General features: G+C 68.9%; 16 protein-coding genes. 13 read left to right on the forward strand and 3 right to left on the reverse strand.

Annotated elements, in window-relative coordinates:
* Positions 1–6: 6 nt before the first annotated feature.
* From A7E77_RS07190 to A7E77_RS07240, 11 genes are all read left to right on the forward strand, one after another.
* On the forward strand, positions 7–546 hold the full coding sequence (locus A7E77_RS07190; RefSeq protein ID WP_063686922.1) for a DUF1003 domain-containing protein: 540 nt from the start codon (positions 7–9) through the stop codon (positions 544–546).
* Between the two features lie 29 nt (positions 547–575).
* Complete coding sequence (locus tag A7E77_RS07195) at positions 576–1,319, forward strand: YebC/PmpR family DNA-binding transcriptional regulator (RefSeq protein WP_017980430.1); 744 nt, start codon at positions 576–578, stop codon at positions 1,317–1,319.
* Positions 1,320–1,359: 40 nt separating this feature from the next.
* Positions 1,360–1,866 carry a crossover junction endodeoxyribonuclease RuvC gene (gene ruvC, locus A7E77_RS07200; protein WP_017980431.1) on the forward strand — a complete coding sequence of 169 codons (507 nt, stop codon included), beginning with the start codon at positions 1,360–1,362 and terminating at the stop codon, positions 1,864–1,866.
* Entirely contained in the window at positions 1,863–2,459 is a 597-nt protein-coding gene (ruvA, locus tag A7E77_RS07205) for a Holliday junction branch migration protein RuvA (protein ID WP_063686924.1), read from the forward strand. The genes ruvC and ruvA overlap by 4 nt, the downstream gene beginning before the upstream one ends.
* Before the next feature lie 203 nt (positions 2,460–2,662).
* Positions 2,663–3,691 carry a Holliday junction branch migration DNA helicase RuvB gene (ruvB, locus tag A7E77_RS07210; protein WP_063686926.1) on the forward strand — a complete coding sequence of 343 codons (1,029 nt, stop codon included), beginning with the start codon at positions 2,663–2,665 and terminating at the stop codon, positions 3,689–3,691.
* A 203-nt stretch (positions 3,692–3,894) separates the two neighbouring features.
* A complete protein-coding gene (ptsP, locus tag A7E77_RS07215) occupies positions 3,895–6,168 on the forward strand; it encodes a phosphoenolpyruvate--protein phosphotransferase (RefSeq protein ID WP_063686928.1) in 2,274 nt (757 codons plus the stop codon).
* A gap of 102 nt (positions 6,169–6,270) precedes the next feature.
* A complete protein-coding gene (locus tag A7E77_RS07220; RefSeq protein WP_063686930.1) occupies positions 6,271–7,254 on the forward strand; it encodes a helix-turn-helix domain-containing protein in 984 nt (327 codons plus the stop codon).
* A 76-nt stretch (positions 7,255–7,330) separates the two neighbouring features.
* On the forward strand, positions 7,331–8,275 hold the full coding sequence (locus A7E77_RS07225) for a tetratricopeptide repeat protein (RefSeq protein WP_063686932.1): 945 nt from the start codon (positions 7,331–7,333) through the stop codon (positions 8,273–8,275).
* Positions 8,238–9,263 carry a tRNA lysidine(34) synthetase TilS gene (tilS, locus tag A7E77_RS07230; RefSeq protein ID WP_063686934.1) on the forward strand — a complete coding sequence of 342 codons (1,026 nt, stop codon included), beginning with the start codon at positions 8,238–8,240 and terminating at the stop codon, positions 9,261–9,263. The genes A7E77_RS07225 and tilS overlap by 38 nt, the downstream gene beginning before the upstream one ends.
* Positions 9,264–9,337: 74 nt before the next feature.
* Positions 9,338–11,317, forward strand: a complete 1,980-nt coding sequence (ftsH, locus tag A7E77_RS07235) for an ATP-dependent zinc metalloprotease FtsH (RefSeq protein ID WP_017980441.1) — start codon at positions 9,338–9,340, stop codon at positions 11,315–11,317.
* 85 nt (positions 11,318–11,402) lie between these two features.
* Entirely contained in the window at positions 11,403–11,777 is a 375-nt protein-coding gene (locus A7E77_RS07240) for a hypothetical protein (protein ID WP_145957884.1), read from the forward strand.
* A gap of 116 nt (positions 11,778–11,893) precedes the next feature.
* Here the strand turns inward: A7E77_RS07240 and A7E77_RS07245 are convergent, their stop codons facing one another.
* The 3 genes from A7E77_RS07245 to A7E77_RS07255 form a co-directional block, all read right to left on the reverse strand.
* Positions 11,894–12,994: an AI-2E family transporter gene (locus A7E77_RS07245; RefSeq protein WP_063686935.1), complete on the reverse strand. Its 1,101-nt coding sequence runs from the start codon at positions 12,992–12,994 to the stop codon at positions 11,894–11,896.
* A 69-nt stretch (positions 12,995–13,063) separates the two neighbouring features.
* Complete coding sequence (locus A7E77_RS07250) at positions 13,064–13,603, reverse strand: SixA phosphatase family protein (RefSeq protein WP_063686937.1); 540 nt, start codon at positions 13,601–13,603, stop codon at positions 13,064–13,066.
* The gene (locus A7E77_RS07255) at positions 13,600–16,329 is read right to left on the reverse strand and encodes an ATP-dependent DNA helicase (protein WP_063686939.1); all 2,730 of its coding nucleotides are present in this window, start codon (positions 16,327–16,329) and stop codon (positions 13,600–13,602) included. The genes A7E77_RS07250 and A7E77_RS07255 overlap by 4 nt, the downstream gene beginning before the upstream one ends.
* A gap of 136 nt (positions 16,330–16,465) precedes the next feature.
* Here A7E77_RS07255 and A7E77_RS07260 point away from each other — a divergent pair, with 136 nt between their 5' ends.
* Together A7E77_RS07260 and A7E77_RS07265 are read left to right on the forward strand one after the other, a co-directional pair.
* Positions 16,466–16,777 (forward strand): hypothetical protein, encoded by a 312-nt coding sequence (locus A7E77_RS07260; RefSeq protein WP_018250585.1) that lies wholly within the window; start codon positions 16,466–16,468, stop codon positions 16,775–16,777.
* 58 nt (positions 16,778–16,835) lie between these two features.
* Positions 16,836–18,419, forward strand: a complete 1,584-nt coding sequence (locus A7E77_RS07265) for a lysine--tRNA ligase (protein WP_063686941.1) — start codon at positions 16,836–16,838, stop codon at positions 18,417–18,419.
* Positions 18,420–18,520: the final 101 nt, after the last annotated feature.

Here is an 18,520-nt window from a genome sequence, read left to right on the forward strand (position 1 = left end):
CCCCGCATGGCCCAGATCCCGTTCGCCGACCTCGCCCTGCGGCTGCTGCGCAAGCCCGCGCATGCGCTCGATGCCGAGGAGCGCCGCGTTCTCGACAGTATCGAAAGCGGCACATTGGTCAGCCGCGATGCCGCCGACGAGGCCGATGCGCGCGCCAGTTTCGGCGACCGACTGGCGGACAAGGTCGCGGCGATCGGCGGGTCTTGGGGCTTCATCATCAGCTTCACCGTGGTGCTGCTCGGCTGGATGCTGCTCAATTCGGACGTGCTCGCGCATTTCGGCGCGGCGTTCGATCCCTACCCCTACATCTTCCTCAACCTGATGCTCTCGACGCTCGCCGCGATCCAGGCACCGGTCATCATGATGAGCCAGAACCGACAGGCGGCGAAGGACCGGCTGGCCGCCAGCCTGGACTATGAGACCAATTTGCGTGCCGAGCTGGACATCCTGCGCCTGCACGAAAAGCTGGACGGCGTGATCCTCGATCGCCTGACGGCGTTGGAGGAAAAGATCGACAGGCTGGCGAATGCGGCGTCCGCGGCGTAAGGGCACGGGATTATCCGCTAGAGGCATCCATGGCAGGCCATTCCAAGTTCAAGAACATCATGCACCGCAAGGGCGCGCAGGATAAGAAGCGCTCGGGCATGTTTTCCAAGCTCAGCCGCGAAATCACCGTGGCGGCGAAAATGGGTCTGCCCGACCCCGACATGAACCCGCGCCTGCGCGCGGCGGTGAACGCCGCCAAGGCGCAGTCGATGCCCAAGGACAATATCCAGCGCGCGATCGACAAGGCATCGAAGGGCGATACCGAGAATTACGAGGAAATCCGCTACGAGGGCTTCGGCCCCGGCGGCGTCAGCCTGATCATCGAGGCGCTGTCCGACAACCGCAACCGCACCGCGACCAACGTGCGCACCGCGGTGTCGAAGAACGGCGGCAACCTCGGCGCGTCCGGCTCGGTGAGCCATGCGTTCGATCGCGTCGGCCTGATCAACTATCCCGCATCCGCGGGCGATGCCGAGAAGGTGTTCGAGGCGGCGCTGGAGGCGGGGGCCGAGGACGTGACCTCGACCGAGGAAGGCCACGAAATCTGGACCGCGCAGGCCGACCTGCACGAGGTCGCCAAGGCGCTGGAGCCGGTGCTCGGCGAAGCGGAGGGTGCGAAGCTTGCCTGGCGCCCGCAGACGATGGTCGCGGTGACCGAAGCCGATGCCGCGACTCTGTTCAAGCTGATCGACGCGCTGGACGACGACGACGACGTGCAGACCGTGTGGGGCAATTACGAAGTGTCCGACGAGGTGATGGAGAAGCTGGGCTAATGATCCGGTCCTCCCTCGCTTTAGCGGGGGAGGAATTGTCATGATCATTCTCGGCCTCGATCCCGGGCTCGGCACGACGGGCTGGGGCGTCATCCATGCCGACGGCAACCGGCTGCGGCATATCGCCAACGGCCAGATCAAGACCGATCCGTCGATGCCCCTGCCCCGCCGCCTGTCGAACCTGCATGCCGCGCTGGTCGACGTGATCCTCGCCGAGCGGCCCGACGGCGCGGCGGTGGAGGAGGTGCTGGGCAACACCAATGCGCAGTCGACGCTGAAGCTGGGGCAGGCGCGCGGCGTGGTGCTGCTCGCGGCCGCCAGCGCGGGGCTGCATATCGGCGAATATCACCCCTCGACGGTCAAGAAGGCGGTGGTCGGCACCGGCGGCGCGGAAAAGCGGCAGATCCAGGCGATGATGGCGGTGCTGCTGCCGGGCGCCAAGCTCGCCGGCCCCGACGCCGCCGACGCGCTGGCCGTGGCGATCACGCACGCGCATCATCTTGCCTCTGCCCAGGGCATGGCCCGCCGCGCTAGGGTGACGGCATGATCGCACATCTCAAGGGTCGGCTCGATTCGACGGGCGTGGATTACGCGGTGATCGACGTCGGCGGCGTCGGCTATCTCGTCGGTGCGTCGGCGCGCACGCTCGCGGCGATCGGCCCGGTCGGCGAAGCGGCGATGCTGCACACCGAGATGCTGGTCGCCGAGGATTCGATCCGCCTGGTCGGCTTCGCCCGTGCCGAGGAGCGCGACTGGTTCCGCCTGCTCACCGGCGTGCAGGGGGTGGGCGCGCGGGTGGCGCTCGCCATCCTGTCCGCGCTGGATACGCAGGAGATCGCGCGCGCGGTGTCGGCGCAGGACAAGGCGATGGTCGCACGCGCGAACGGCGTCGGCCCGAAGCTCGCCGAACGAATCGTGCGCGAGTTGAAGGACAAGGTGGGAACGGTCGCGCTCGGCCCCGCCGCCGCCGCACAGGTAGTGCCGGTCGGCGCCAGTGCGGATGCGGTGTCGGCGCTGCTCAACCTCGGCTTCCGCCCCGCCGAGGCCGCGAACGCGGTCGGTGCGGCGGAGGAGGATCTGGGCCCGGGCGCGACGCTCGACGCGCTGGTGCGGCTGGCGCTGCGCAAGGCGGCGAAGTAGGGCGTTGCCGCTTCGTTCCGCACTGTTTAGGAGCGACCTATGGCGACCGTGACGATCACCGTGGATGACGCGCCGTCGGCGTGGATCGCAGGTCGCGGAGACGCGCGGGTATGCCGACGTCTCCGCTTGTCTCTGCCACCTCGTTCGGCAAGACAGGCAAACCCATGGGTCGCGCTGTCTGATCCAGAACACGACAGCGCGTCGTGACCGATAGCGACCGCCTCCTCACCGCCAGCCGCCGTCCCGAGGATGTGGACGCGGCGCTGCGCCCCAAGAGCCTGGACGATTTCGTCGGGCAGCAGGCGGCGCGCGAGAATTTGCGCGTGTTCATCGAGGCGGCGCGGGGACGCGGCGATGCGCTGGACCATGTGCTGTTCTTCGGGCCGCCGGGACTGGGCAAGACGACGCTGGCGCAGATCATCGCGCGCGAGATGGGCGTGGGGTTCCGCGCAACCAGCGGCCCCGTCATCGCCAAGTCGGGCGACCTCGCCGCATTGCTCACCAATCTCGAGGACGGCGACGTGCTGTTCATCGACGAGATCCACCGCCTGCAACCCGCGGTCGAGGAGGTGCTGTATCCGGCGATGGAGGACCGCGCGCTCGATCTGATGATCGGTGAGGGGCCGTCGGCGCGCTCGGTGCGGATCGATCTGCCGCGCTTTACGCTGGTCGGCGCGACGACGCGGCAGGGGTTGCTGACGACGCCGCTGCGCGACCGCTTCGGCATTCCCGTCCGCCTGCAATTCTATACGGTCGAGGAGCTGACCCGCGTGGTGACGCGCGCCGCCGGGCTGCTCGAGCTGGCGATCGCGCCCGACGGCGCCGCCGAAATCGCGCGGCGCGCGCGCGGCACGCCGCGCATCGCCGGGCGCCTGCTGCGCCGGGTGCGCGACTTCGCCAATGTTGCGGGCACGCCGACGGTCGATCGCACCGCTGCCGACCGCGCGCTCAACCGGCTGGAGGTGGATGCGCTGGGCCTCGACGCGATGGACCGGCGCTACCTTCATATGATCGCCGATATCTACCGCGGCGGGCCGGTGGGCGTGGAGACGCTGGCCTCGGGCCTCAGCGAGCCGCGTGATACGATCGAGGAGGTGATCGAGCCGTATCTGATCCAGCTCGGCCTCGTCGCCCGCACCGCGCGCGGGCGCGTGCTGAACGCGGGCGGGTGGAAGCATCTGGGGCTGAACCCGCCGGTCGGCAGTCAGGACGGGCTGTTCGATTCGCCTTAAAGTCCTCCCCCGCCAGGGGGAGGTGGCGCGGCGGAGCCGTGACGGAGGGGGAGGTAAAGGTTGCGCTTCACTTCGGTAGACATCGCTGTCCTCCCCCTCCGTCAGCTGCGCTGCCACCTCCCCCTGGCGGGGGAGGACTTTGATGCCGGCGCAAACACAATGTTGCGTGGCACCCGCCCGCGGCATCTGTTAGCCCTAGGCCCATGCCCAGCTCGGCCGTCGCCTCCGCCCGCGAAATCCTCACCCGCCTTCACGACGTCATGGCCGGGCGCAACCCGGCGCAGGCGAAGCTGAACGCCGTCGTCGGCATCATCGCCGAGGCGATGGATAGCGAGGTCTGTTCAATCTATCTGCTGCGCGAAGGCGTGCTGGAGCTGTTCGCGACGCGCGGGCTCGATCAGGCGGCGGTCCATGTCACCAAGCTGGCGCTGGGCGAGGGCCTGGTCGGCACGATCGCCGACGATGTCGAGGTCTTGAACCTCGACGAAGCCGCGAGCCATCCGGACTTCGCCTACAAACCCGAGACGGGCGAGGAACGCTACCACAGCTTTGCCGGCGTGCCGATCATCCGGCGCGAACGCGCGGTGGGCGTGCTCGCGGTGCAGCACAGCGAGCAGCGCAAATATCAGGACGTCGAGATCGAGGCGTTGCAGACGGTGGCGATGGTGCTGTCCGAGCTGATCGCCAATGCCGGGCTGATCGACACGGCGGCAGGCGCGAGCGGGCGCGAGAAGTCGACCGCGGCGATCCGCCTGCCGGGGCAAAAACTGGTCGAGGGCATGGGATCGGGCTATGCCGTCTTCCACCAGCCGCGCATCGTCGTCGAACATACCGTCGCCGAAGATACCGACGCCGAGCGCCACCGCGTCTATGCCGCATTCGACAAGATGCGCGAACAGATCGACCGGATGACGCGCGAGGCGGAGTTTGGCGTCGGCGGCGAGCATGAAGAGGTCCTGCAGACCTACAAGATGTTCGCCTATGACGAAGGCTGGGCCCGGCGGATCAACGAGGCGATCGACAGCGGCCTGACCGCGGAAGCGGCGATCGAGCGCGTCCAGCAGCGCACCCGCCAGCGCATGCGCCAGATCGACGATCCGCTGCTCGCCGATCGCATGCACGACCTGGAGGACCTGTCGAACCGGCTGCTGCGCATCGTGTCGGGCCAGATGGGCACCGCCGCGCAGCTGGGCCTGCGGCAGGATACGATCCTGATCGCGCGCAATCTGGGGCCCGCCGAGCTGCTGGAATATGACAAGCGCCGGCTGAAGGGCGTGGTGCTGGAGGAAGGATCGCTGACCGCGCACGTGACGATCGTCGCGCGGGCGATGGGCGTGCCGGTGCTGGGCCGGGTGCGCGACGTGCGCCGCCAGATCGCCGAGGGCGACCTGCTGCTGCTCGATTCGGTCGCGGGCAACGTGTTCGTGCGGCCGTCGGGCGGGATGGAAGAGGCGTTCGAGGCGAAGCTGGCGCTGCGCCAGAAGCGCAAGGCCGCCTTTGCCGCGCTGCGCGACGTGCCGCCGGTGACGAAGGACGGGCATCGCATCACGCTGATGGTCAATGCCGGCCTGCGCGATGACGTCGCGGCGCTGGATACGACGGGGGCGGACGGCATCGGGCTGTTCCGCACCGAATTCCAGTTCCTCGTGTCGGCGACGCTGCCGCAGCGCGAACGCCAGCAGCGCCTGTACAAGGAGGTGATGGACGCCGCCGGGGATCGCCCGGTGATCTTCCGCACCGTCGACATCGGCGGCGACAAGGCGCTGCCCTATCTCAACAAGGCCGATGCCGACGAGGAAAACCCGGCAATGGGCTGGCGCGCCCTGCGGCTGGCGCTGGATCGCGATGGCCTGATGAAGGTGCAGGCGCGCGCGCTGATCGAGGCGGCGTCGGGCCGCACGCTCAACGTCATGTTCCCGATGGTCAGCGAGGCCTGGGAGTTCGCCGAGGCGAAGGCGCTGTTCGAGGCGCAGCGCCAGTGGCTGGGCGCGCGCGGCCGGCGGCTGCCGACCGGCATCCGCTATGGCGCGATGCTGGAAGTGCCCGCGCTCGCCGAGCAGCTCGACCTGCTGCTGCCCGATCTCGACTTCCTGTCGGTCGGCACCAACGACCTGACGCAATTCCTGTTCGCCGCCGATCGCGCCAACCCGCGGCTCGCCGAACGCTACGACTGGCTCAGCCCGTCGATCCTGCGCTTCCTCTCGCGGGTCGTCGGGCCGTGCCGCGAAGCGGGCGTCGACCTGGGCGTCTGCGGCGAGATGGGCGGGCGGCCGGTGGAGGCGATGGCGCTGATCGGCCTGGGCATCAACCGCCTGTCGATCACCCCCGCCGCGATCGGCCCGATCAAGGCGATGGTACGCAGCCTGGACCATGACGCGGTCCGCGCGTTCGTGACCGAGCTGATCGCCCGGCCGCCGCGCGACATGCGCGCCGCGCTAAGTAATTGGGCAGCCTCGCAAGGCGTCGACATGGCCTGAAACCTCGCCGAATAGGGTTTCGGGCGCGTTGACTTGCAGCAGTCCATCGGGGAATGTCCCGCCCGTCAGCGATCCGCAAACGCCCCTCCCCCGGAGATACGAATGGACGAGGTCGAATCCGGCCAGCCTGCCCCCACCCCCGTCGAACCGGCCCGGCCGGGCGATCGGTTGCGTGCCGCGCGGGACAGCCGGGGCCTGAGCCTGGCGGAGATCGCCGCACGCACCCGCGTGCCGCAGCGCCATCTGGAGGCGCTGGAAGCGGGCGATTATGGTGCCCTGCCCTCGCCCACCTATGCGATGGGCTTCGCAAAAGCCTATGCCCGCGCGGTGGGTATGGACGAGGTGGAGCTGGCCGCCGACCTGCGTCGCGAACTCGACCAGATGGGGCCGCGCCAGCCCGAATATGTGCCCTATGAAACCGCCGATCCGGCACGCGTGCCCTCGCGCGGGGTCGCCGTGCTGGGCGTCGGCATCGCGCTCGCCGTCCTGATCCTGGTCGGTCTGTGGTATGGCACCAACCTGTTCCAGCAGCACGGCGCCACGCCGCCCGCCGCGCAGGATGCCGTGGTGGCGCAGGCGGTGACGCCCCGGCCGACCGCCGCCGCGACGCCGGCCGCGCCGACCGGCGGGCAGGTGGTGCTGACCGCGAAGGACGAAGTGTGGCTGCGCGTCTACGACGCCGACAACAAGACGCTGTACCTCGGCACGATGAAGCCGGGCGAAACCTTTGCGGTGCCGGCGACCGCCAACGATCCCAAGATCAACGTCGGCCGTCCCGACAAGCTGGACGTGACGCTGAACGGCACCGCCATCCCGCCGCTGGGCGACGGGTCGCGCGCGATCAAGGACGTGCGCGTCAGCGGCGCGGCGATCGCCGCGCGCCTGTCCGGCGCCCCGGCACCGACCGCGACGCCGAGTGCCGCCGCGGCGAGTGCGACGCGCTCGAGCGAAGAGCGCTCGACCCGGCGCAGCGAGCGTCGCGCCGATCGTCCCGCGACCAGCGAGACGCAGCGGGCCAACCTGCAATCCGCCGAGACGGCGCCGACGCCACCACCGGCAACGACGGGCAATTCGTCGGCGCCTTAAGGCTGGCGACAGGCATGGCAATGCAGCTATGACTCGTTTCGTGTTAACCAAGGCTGCGCCGGGGGGCGCCACATCCATGCGTACGATCATCTGGGCGCTCGCTGCCGCCACTATCCTGACGCCGGTCGCCGCATCGGCACAAAGCAACGTCGAAGGCCGCGTCGGCAAGCTGGAAAGCGAAATGCGCGCGGTGCAGCGCAAGGTCTTCCCGGGCGGCGCCGGCCAGTATCTCCAGCCGGAGATCACGCGTCCCGATACGCCACAGCCAATCGGCGGCGTACCCGCGACCAGCGCCGTCGCCGACCTGACGAGCCGCGTGACCGCGCTCGAGAGCCAGATGGCGTCGATGACCGATCAGATCGAGCAGAACGGCTATAAGGTGCGCCAGCTGCAGGACGCCTTCGACGCGTACAAGCGCAGCACCGATGCGAAGCTGAAGGCGATGGCGAGCACGCCGGCGCTGGCCGAAACTCCCGCCTCGGCGCCGTTGACCGGCGACACGACGGCGAGCGACGCGCCGGTCAAGCCCGGCCGTACGCCGGCAAAGACCCCGACCTCCACCGCGGTCGCCGCCGCGGGCGACACCGCGCCCTCCGCCAACGCCGCCAAGGTCGAGAAACCCTCGACCGGCGACGCGCCCGAGGACGACTATCTCTACGGCTATCGCCTGTGGGCGGCGAAGCAATATCCGCAGGCCGAGGCGCAGCTGAAGAAGGTGGTCGCCACCTATCCCAAACATCGCCGCGCCAGCTATGCGCAGAACCTGCTCGGCCGATCCTATCTGGACGAGGGCAAGCCCAGCCTTGCCTCGATGGCGTTCTACGACAATTACAAGAAGATGCCGGACGGCGAGCGCGCGCCGGAAAGCCTCTATTATCTCGCGCAGGCGCTGATGAAGCTCAACAAGCCGGCCGATGCGTGCAAGGTATATGGCGAGCTGACCGACGTGTACGGCAGCAAGATCTCCAGCCAGATGAAGGCGAATGTCGAAAAGGGCCGCACCGCCGCCAAATGCCAGTGATGCCGCAGGGCCGGAAGGCCAGCGGTTTCGGGATGACCTGATCCGCGCGCTGGGGCACGCCCCGCGCGGCGGTATCCTGCTGGCCGTCTCGGGCGGGCCGGACAGCATGGCGATGCTGACGCTGGCGCAGGCCGGCGGGGTCGAGGGGCTGCATGTCGCGACCGTCGACCATCGCCTGCGCGCGGAGGCGGCGGCGGAGGCGGCAATGGTCGCCGATCACTGCCGCGCGATCGGCGTGCCGCATACGATACTGACGCCCGCCGAACCGATCGGCGGCGCGAGCATCCAGGCGGCGGCGCGGCGCGCGCGCTATGGGCTGCTGACCGACCACGCGCGCGCGCTGGGGGTCGATGCGATCGCGACGGCGCATCATGTCGATGACCAGGCCGAAACCTTCCTGATGCGTGCCGCGCGCGGATCGGGGATTGCGGGGCTGGCCGGCGTGCGGGCGCGGGCGACGGTCGAGGGTGTGACGATCGTGCGGCCGCTGCTCGAATGGCGGCGCGCGGAGCTGCGCGCGATCGTCCGGCGTGCCGACGTGCCGTTCGTCGACGATCCCAGCAACCACGATCCCGCGCACGATCGCACGCGCTTTCGCCGACTGATCGAGGGCAATGAATGGCTCGGCCCGCCCCAGCTCGCCCGATCGGCGACCGCGCTGGCGGAAGCGGACGGCGATCTGCGTGCGATCGTCGACTGGCTATGGGGTACGCGCGTGCGCATCCTGGACGCGAGCATCCGGCTCGACGCCGCCGATCTGCCACGCGAGGTGCTGCGCCGGCTGGCACGCCGCGCGATCGGAGAGGTGATCGCGACGCATGCCGTGGCGACCACGCAATGGAGCGAATCGGCGAATATCGAGGCGTTGCTCGATGCGCTCATGTCCGGTCGTCGCGCGACGCAGGCGGGGGTCATCGCCAGCCCGCATGGCCCCGAATGGCGTTTCCGCCCCGCCCCACCGCGGCGTTCGTCGTCGCCGGCCGGCTGATCGACGCAATTCCGCCGGGGTGTTCCATTGCCATTAACCTCCATGCGCCTATCTTGTGCGGTGAAAGGCACCCCATGAACGACAACGACAAGCAGCCGCGCGGCGACGGCGGGAATGATGGCGGCAACGGCGGCGGCAGCCCCTGGATGAAGAGCCTGCTGATCTGGGTCGGCATCCTGCTGGCGCTCGGTCTGTTCGTGACGATGTTCGATGGCCGCACCAGCGCCGCGAATAGCAATACCGTCGCCTATTCGAAATTCCTCGACCAGATCGACGAGGGCACGGTGAAGGACGTGGCGATCAGCCGCGACATGATCACCGGCACCTATACGAGCGGCGAGAAGTTCCGCACCTATCCGATCAGCGATCCGACGCTGGTGCCGCACCTGCGCCAGAAGAACGTGACGATCTCCGCCAAGCCCGATGAGGGCACGTCGGTGTGGATGGTGCTGCTGTACCAGTCGCTGCCGTTCCTGCTGTTCCTGGGCATCGCCTTCTTCGTCATCAAGCAGATGCAGAAGAACACCGGCGGTGGCGCGATGGGCTTCGGTAAGAGCCGTGCGCGCATGCTGACGCAGAAGGAAGGCAAGGTCACCTTCGACGATGTCGCCGGCATCGACGAGGCGCGGGCCGAGCTGACCGAAATCGTCGACTTCCTGAAGGATCCGTCGAAATTTGCGCGGCTGGGCGGCAAGATCCCCAAGGGCGCGCTGCTGGTCGGCTCGCCCGGCACCGGCAAGACGCTGCTCGCCCGTGCGATCGCGGGTGAGGCGGGCGTGCCGTTCTTCACCATTTCGGGTTCGGACTTCGTCGAGATGTTCGTCGGCGTCGGCGCAAGTCGCGTCCGCGACATGTTCGAACAGGCCAAGAAGTCGGCGCCGTGCATCGTCTTCATCGACGAAATCGACGCGGTCGGCCGCCATCGCGGCGCGGGCCTGGGCAACGGCAACGACGAGCGCGAACAGACGCTGAACCAGCTGCTGGTCGAGATGGACGGGTTCGAGGCGAACGAAGGGATCATCATCGTCGCGGCGACCAACCGTCCCGACGTGCTCGATCCCGCGCTGCTGCGTCCGGGCCGCTTCGACCGTCAAGTCGTCGTGCCGCGGCCGGATATTGAGGGTCGCGTCAAGATCCTGGAAGTCCATATGAAGAAGGTGCCGCTGGCGCCCGACGTCGATGCGCGCACGATCGCACGCGGTACGCCGGGCTTCTCGGGCGCCGACCTCGCCAACCTCGTCAACGAAGCCGCGCTGATGGGCGCGCGCAAGGGCAAGCGCCTGGTAGCGATGGCCGAGTTCGAGGAGGCGAAGGACAAGGTCATGATGGGCGCCGAGCGGCGGTCGATGGTCATGACCGAGGACGAAAAGCGCATGACCGCCTATCACGAGGCGGGCCATGCGATCGTGTCGATCCACGAACAGGCGTCCGACCCGATCCACAAGGCGACGATCATCCCGCGCGGTCGCGCGCTGGGCATGGTGATGCGCCTGCCGGAGCGCGACAGCTACAGCTACCATCGCGACAAGATGTACGCGAACCTGGCGGTGGCGATGGGCGGCCGCGTCGCCGAAGAGATCATCTTCGGATACGACAAGGTGTCGTCGGGCGCGAGCGGCGACATCCAATACGCCACCGGCCTTGCCCGCGACATGGTCACGAAATGGGGCATGTCGGACAAGGTCGGCCCGGTCGAATATGCGCAGCCTGAAGGCGAAAGCTTCCTCGGCTATTCGTCGAGCCAGCCGGTTCGCATGTCGAATGCGACCGCACAGCTGATCGATGACGAGATCAAGAGCATCGTCGAAGGCGGTCTGACCCGCGCCAAGCAGCTGCTGACCGACCATGTCGATCAGCTTCACCTGCTGGCCGGTGCGCTGCTCGAATATGAGACGCTGTCGGGCGACGAGATCAAGAAGCTGATCGCCGGTGAAGAGATCGGTCGCAGCGATCCGTCGGGTCCGAAGGCGAGCGTGCCGCGTGCCGGCACCTCGATCCCGAAGACGCGGCGTCCGGGCGGTCCGTTCGGCAATCCGGCACCGCTCGGCGCCTGATCCGAACGACAGAGACGGGGCACGGTTCAGCCCGCCGTCAGTTTGATCCGATTATGCGGCGGCATTCCCATCCGGAGTGCCGCCGTTGTCGTATAAGCCTTTGATCGCCCTTGCCGTTTCGCTGGGCCTCGCCACGCCTGCCGCTGCCGCGATGAGCGTCGGCACCTTCCTGGCCAAGGCCGCGCCACTGCGCGCCAACCCCTTCACCGCGCTGACCAACCCCGACTATCCGGTGCTGAAGGCGGAAGCCGACGCCGCGACGCGCCAGCTTCGGGCAGAGGGGGCGGCGCGGGTCGCTGCGGGCAAGCCGCCGATCGCCTGCATCCCCGATGGCGAATCGATCGGGATCCTGCAGATGCTGGGCGGGCTGGATGCGCTGTCGCCGGCGGACAAGAAACTGCCGCTGAAGGACGGCTATGCGCGGGTGTTGGCGAAGACCTATCCGTGCCAACGGAATTGAAGTGCTTCCTACCCGGTCGCTCTGAGCCCGTCGAAGGGCGCGTTCCCCAAACGTAGCACCTGCGGAGGACCACCCTTCGACAAGCTCAGGGTGAACGGCGTTCTGGGCGTGCCACATCACTCCTCGCGCGGCGCATCCTCGGCGTCGACGCCCGCCGTCACCCGCCGCCCCTCGCGCTCGTCGGTGAGGATCTGCCAGCCGGTGAGGAACAGCGCGGCGACCAGCGGGCCGACGACGATGCCGCTGAGCCCGGCTACCTCGATGCCGCCCAGCGTCGTCACCAGCACCAGCCAGTCGGGAATGCCCGTGTCGCGACCGACCAGGATCGGCCGCAGGATATTGTCGGCCAGACCGATCACCGCGACGCCCGACACGATCACGACCACGGCCTGCCAAATGGCACCCGTCGCGAGCAGATAGATCGCGACCGGCCCCCAGACGAGGGCCGGCCCCACCGCCGGCAGCAGTGCGACGAGTGCCATCAGCAGGCCCCACAGCAGGGCTGCGGGCAGACCGACGATCCAGAAGGTGATCGCGCCCAACGCACCCTGCGCGAGTGCGACGAGCACCGAGCCCTTGATCGTCGCGCGCACCACCGCGACGAAGCGACCGAGCAGGCGGTCGGCCACGGCGCGTTCCAGGGGCAGCGCGTCCCGGATCTTGGGGGCAAGCCGATCGCCGTCGCGCAGCAGGAAATAGGTGACGTAGAGCCCGACGCCGAAGGCGAGCAGGAACGCTGCCGTGTTGCGGCCGATCGACAGCGCCTGCGACGCGATGCCGCGGAAGCTGGAGCGCACCGCCTCGACGATGCGGGCCTGCGCGTTGTCGAAACTGCCGAGGCCCGAACGGTCGAGCGGGCGCTGCACCCATTGCGGCAGGCCGTCGTGCACCTGCTTGAAGTAACTGTCGAAATCGATCTGGCCGCTTTGCACCTTGGCATAGACGCCGGCAGTCTGGTCGATCACCATGCCGCCGATCGCCAGCGTCGGGATGATGACCGCGACGAAGATGATGAGCAAGGTCGCCGCCGCCGCACGGTTGCGGTGCCCCGGCCAGCGCTTGAGCAGCCATTGGAACAGCGACTGGAACAGGATCGCGGCGAGCACCGCCCACAGCAGCGCGCCGATGAACGACGACACGATCGCGAGCAGGCCCACGCTCACCGCCACGAGGAAGACGATCAGTCCCCCCGATTCCAGCCGTCGCCTGTCGATCATATCGCCCCCGTCTGCACTCCCGCCGACTGCGGGACGGGGCAAGAACCCGTCAGGACCGTTTCGGGTCCGTCACCGCTCGTCGGGGCCGAGCGCGGGATCGAGGTCGCGCGGGCGGACATAGCGGTCGAGCCGCGCCTGCCCCTCGGCGACCGCACGCCAGCGTTCCGCCCCGGTCGCCATCTCGGCGAGCGTCGCGGTCGGGTATTTTTCCTCGAGCCGGTCGCGCAACGCGCCGCCGCCAAACGGCACCAGCAGCATCGCCAGATCCTCGAGGCCGGGGTTGTGGCCGACCATCAGGACCCGTTGCGCCTCATCCGGCAGCTCATGCACGACGTCGAGCAACGTCGCGGCGGAGGCGAGGTAGATGCGCCGTTCCCACACCGGTTCCAGCTTGCGACCATAGCCGCTGGCGATCGCGTCGAGCGTCTCCATCACGCGCACCGCGGGCGAGGCGACGATATGGTCGAAGACGAGGCCCTCGTCGCGCATGTGCCGGCCCATCGTCTGCGCGGCGCGGCGACCCTTGTCGTTCAGGGGACGGTCGAAATCGCGAGCGACGGGATCGTCCCAGCCGGACTTGGCGTGGCGCAGCAGCGTCAGCGTCTTCAACCGGCGTCTCCGTCCTCGACCGCGATGCGCGCCTCATGCCCGATCGCGGGCGACAAGGAAAGCCGCCCGCCACTACGCGCAGCGACGCGGGCCACCGCCTCGTCCAGCGTCACGCGCGTCACGGCGACGCCGGGCGGAAAGGCGGCGAGCAACCGCGACGGCATCGCGGCCGACAGCATCACGAACGCCCCCGAATCGTCGGCGCGGCGGATGAGACGGCCGAACGCCTGGGCGAGCCGCGCGCGGACGATACGGTCGTCATAGGCCGAACCGCCCCCCGCCAGCCGGCGCGCGGCGTGGAGCACGCTCGGCTTGGGCCAGGGTACGCCCTCCATCACGACGAGGCGCAGCGACGATCCGGGTACGTCCACCCCGTCGCGCAACGCATCGGTGCCGAGCAAAGAGGCGGCGGGATCGTCGCGGAAGATGTCGACCAACGTGCCCGTGTCGATCGGGTCGACGTGCTGGGCGTGGAGCGGCAACCCCTCGCGCGCCAGCCGGTCGGCGATACGGCCGTGGACGCCGCGCAGGCGGCGGATCGCGGTGAACAGGCCGAGCGTGCCGCCGCCCGCCGCAACGATCAGCCGCGCATAGGCATTGGCGAGGGCGGGCAGGTCGCCGCGCTTGACGTCGGTGACGATCAGCACCTCGGCCTGGCGGTCATAGGCAAAGGGGCTCGCCGCCTCGAACCGCGACGGTGCGCGGGCGAGGTGGGGGGCGCCGACGCGAGCCTCCGCGGTCGGCCAGTCGCCACCGCCGGTCAGCGTCGCCGAGGTGACGAGTACGCCATGCGCGGACTTCAGCACCACCTCGGCAAAGGGGCGCGTGGGATCGAGCCAGTGGCGGTGCAGCCCCATGTCATATTCGCGCCCCTCGATCCGCTCGACCGCGAGCCAGTCGACATGGTCGGGATCGACCGGGCCGCCGACGCGCGCGAGCAGCGACAGCCACGCCGCCACCGTCTCCGCTCGCCAGCCGATCGAGGCGATCGCGCCCTCGATCCGCGCACGTGCCGGACCGTCCATCCAGTCGGGCGCCTCCGCCAGCACCGCCTCCAGCCGCCGGCCGAGCGTCACCAGGGGGCGGACCAGCGCGTCGAGCGCGGCGGCAGCGGGTGCGGCGGCTTCGATCAGTTCGGGGGTCGGTTCGGCGAGTTCGGTTTCAAGGCCATAGCCGGCATCGCCCGGCTGTTCCGCGCGGGCATAGGTGAGGCCGCGGACGGCGGCGAGCAGATGCTCGATCGGCCCGAACGGCGCGCCTTCGGCGATCCGCCCCAGCCAACCGTCGCTCGCGAGGTTGCGCGCCGCCTCCACCGCATCCTGGATCGCGATGCCGCCCTGTTCGTCATAGCTCGCGACATCGGACAAGCGCGCCTGAAGCCCGCGCCGCCGGCCGCGCCCGCCGCTTTCGGGGCCGAGAATCCAGCGCCTGAGTTCGATCGTCTCCTGCCCGGTCAGCGCGGTGGCGAACATCGAATCGGCCGCTTCGAACAGGTGATGGCCCTCGTCGAAGACATAGCGGGTCGGGCGCGTCGTCGTCTCTCGCCCCCGCGCGGCGTTGACCATCACGAGCGCGTGGTTGGCGATCACGATGTCCGCATCGGCGGAGGCGCGCGCGGCGCGTTCGATGAAGCACTTCCGGTAATGCGGGCAGCCCGCATAAACGCATTCGCCGCGCCGGTCGGTCAGCGCCGCCGGGCCGTTGCGCCGGAACAGGGTGGGTAGCCAGCCGGGCAGGTCGCCGCCGACCATGTCGCCGTCCGCGCTATAGGCCGCCCAGCGCGCGACCAGATGCGCGAGGATCGCGGCGCGGCCGGCAAAGCCACCCTGCAACGCATCCTCCAGGTTGAGCAGGCACAGATAATTTTCGCGGCCCTTGCGCGTCACCACCTTCTCGCGACGCACCGTGGCGTCGGGGAAGACGCGCTCGGTTTCCTTGGCGAGCTGGCGTTGCAGCGCCTTGGTATAGGTGCTGATCCACACCGCACCGCCCGCGCGCTCGGCCCAGAGCGAAGCGGGGGCGAGATAGCCCAAGGTCTTGCCGATCCCCGTCCCCGCCTCGGCAAGGACCATGTTGGGCGCCTCACGCATCGCACGCGGCGCGAAGGCTTCGGTCGCGGCGGCGGCGAAGGCGCGCTGGCCGGTGCGTTCCTCGGCGCCCGCACCGGTGAGGGCGTGGAGCCGTGCCTCGGCATCGCCGGGCGGGACGGTGGCGGACAGCGGTGCGGGACGCGGGGCGTGCTCCTCCCATTCGGGCAGCGCGGCGAACAGCCAGCGTTCGTTGGTGCGTGGCTTGGCGATCAGCGGGCCGATCGCGGGGGCCCAGGGCCAGCGCAGCCGGCCGAGCGACTGCACCGCGGTCCACGCGCCCTCACGTTCGGGCCAGTCACCCTCCGGCACGGCGAGCAATGCCGCGGCAGCTTCGCGCAGGAAGGCGGCGACATCCTCGTCGCGCGTCGGCGGCGACAGATCGACCGCCCGCGCGAGCCCCTTGGGCGTCGGCACCGCGAAGCGCGCGGGATGGAGGAAGGCGAACAGTTCGAGCAGGTCGAGGCCCGACAGCTCGGGGTAGCCCAGCCGCTGCGCGACCAATGCGGCGTTGAGCAGGATCACTGGCGTATCCGCGGCGATCCGGATCGCCTCGCCGCGCCCGATCGGCCGCGTACCCTCCGCGGTCGCGATCCAGATGCCGCCATGGCTGGCGTGGAGGGCGGGATAAGGGATCACCGGTGCCGCTGTACTCCACCGGAACGGAATGGCAACTCGCCAACCCGCGCGCGACGGACGTCATCCTGCATTCATGAAACCGCGCCCTTTATCGCTCGTTCGGCAGACATCGTTCGACACGAAAGGGAAATATATCATGCGCCATATGCTGTTCGCGCTCACCGCCGCTTCGCTCGTCCTGCCCGCCAGCGTCGCGCTGCCGGTCAGCAAGGCCGAGGCCAAGCGGCATCACCACCGCTATGCGCATGAGCGCGGCTATCGCTACGCACACGGCTGCCGCTATTCGAGCGGCACGACGGGCCTGGTGGCGGGCGGCGTCGGCGGTGCGCTCGTCGGCAATTCGCTGCTCGGCCATGGCGCGCTCGGCACGATCGCGGGCGGCGTCGGTGGTGCCTTTGCCGGCCGGGCGATCGATCGCACGATCACCGCCAAGCGCCGCTGCCGCTAAGGCGCCGCGACCCAAAGTGTTGCGAGATGCGCGCCGGAGTCCTAGTCCGGCGCGCATCATGACCGATACCGATCTGCGCTCCGCCGCTCTCGACTCCAAGGCCTGGCCGTTCGAAGAGGCGCGCAAGCTGCTGAAACGCTATCCGGACGGAAAGCCCGGTGGCGCGCCGATCCTGTTTGAAACCGGCTATGGCCCGTCGGGCCTGCCGCATATCGGCACGTTCAACGAGGTGCTGCGCACGACGATGGTGCGCAACGCCTTCCATGCGCTGAGCGACCAGCCGACGCGCCTGATCGCGTTCAGCGACGACATGGACGGGTTGCGCAAGGTGCCCGACAATGTCCCCAACGGCGACATGCTGCGCGAACATCTCGGCAAGCCGCTGACGCGCATCCCCGATCCGTTCGGCAAGTTCGACAGCTTCGCCGCGCACAACAATGCGATGCTGCGTGCCTTCCTCGACCGGTTCGGCTTCGACTACGAATTTGCCTCGTCCACGGACTATTACGAGGGCGGCAAGTTCGACGACGCCATCAAGGGCGTGCTGCGCCACTATCAGGGCATCCTCGACGTGATGCTGCCGACGCTGCGGGCGGAACGGCGCGAGACCTATTCGCCGGTCCTGCCGGTCAGCCCGACGAGCGGCGTCGTGTTGCAGGTGCCGGTCGAGGTGGTCGACGCGGACGCCGGCACGATCGCCTTCACCGACGAAAGCGGCGAACGGATCGTCCAGTCAGCGCTCGGCGGCAAGTCCAAGCTGCAATGGAAGGTCGACTGGGCGATGCGCTGGGTGGCGCTCGGCGTCGACTACGAAATGGCGGGCAAGGACCTGATCGATTCGGTGACGCAATCGTCGAAGATCGCGCGCGTGCTCGGCGGACGCCCGCCCGAGGGCTTCAACTACGAGATGTTCCTCGACGAAAAGGGCGAGAAGATCTCCAAGTCCAAGGGCAACGGGCTCAGCCTCGACCAATGGCTGACCTACGGGCCGGAAGAGAGCCTGGCCTTCTTCGCCTATCGCGAGCCCAAGAAGGCGAAGGCGCTGCACTTCGGCGTCATCCCGCGCGCGGTCGACGATTATTGGCAGTTCCGCGGCAATTATCCGACGCAGGAACTGCCGCAGAAGCTGGGCAACCCCGTCCACCACATCCACGACGGCAACGTGCCCAGCGCGACGTTGCCCGTGACGTTCGGGCTGCTGCTCAACCTCGTCGGCGTGATGGGCGAGGCGAGCAAGGAGCAGGTGTGGGGCTATCTGCGCAATTATGTGCCCGATGCGACGCCGGAGCGCGACCCCGAGCTCGACCGACTGATCGGCTATGCCCTGGCTTATGCCCGCGATTTCGTCGTGCCGACGCTGAAGCGCCGTGCGCCCGAGGGCGTCGAGGTAGAAGCGCTGCGCCGGCTGGACGCCGATCTCGCCGCGCTGCCCGCCGATGCGAGCGCGGAGGATATCCAGAACGTCGTCTATGAGATCGGCAAGACAGCCGGCTTCGAGAGCCTACGCGACTGGTTCAAGGCGCTGTACGAGACGCTGCTGGGGTCCGAACAGGGGCCGCGCATGGGGAGCTTCATCGCGCTGTACGGGGTGGAGAACAGTCGGACGCTGATTGCCGAAGCCTTGGCGAAGGCCACTGCCTAAGTCCTCCCCCGCCAGGGGGAGGTGGCGCCGCGTAGCGGTGACGGAGGGGGAGGTATGCGACGGAGGTCGTGTTTGCGGAAACGCCCCCTCCACCGCTAACG

It is taken from the genome of Sphingomonas sp. NIC1, assembly GCF_001638925.1.
Lineage (GTDB): Bacteria > Pseudomonadota > Alphaproteobacteria > Sphingomonadales > Sphingomonadaceae > Sphingomonas > Sphingomonas aquatilis.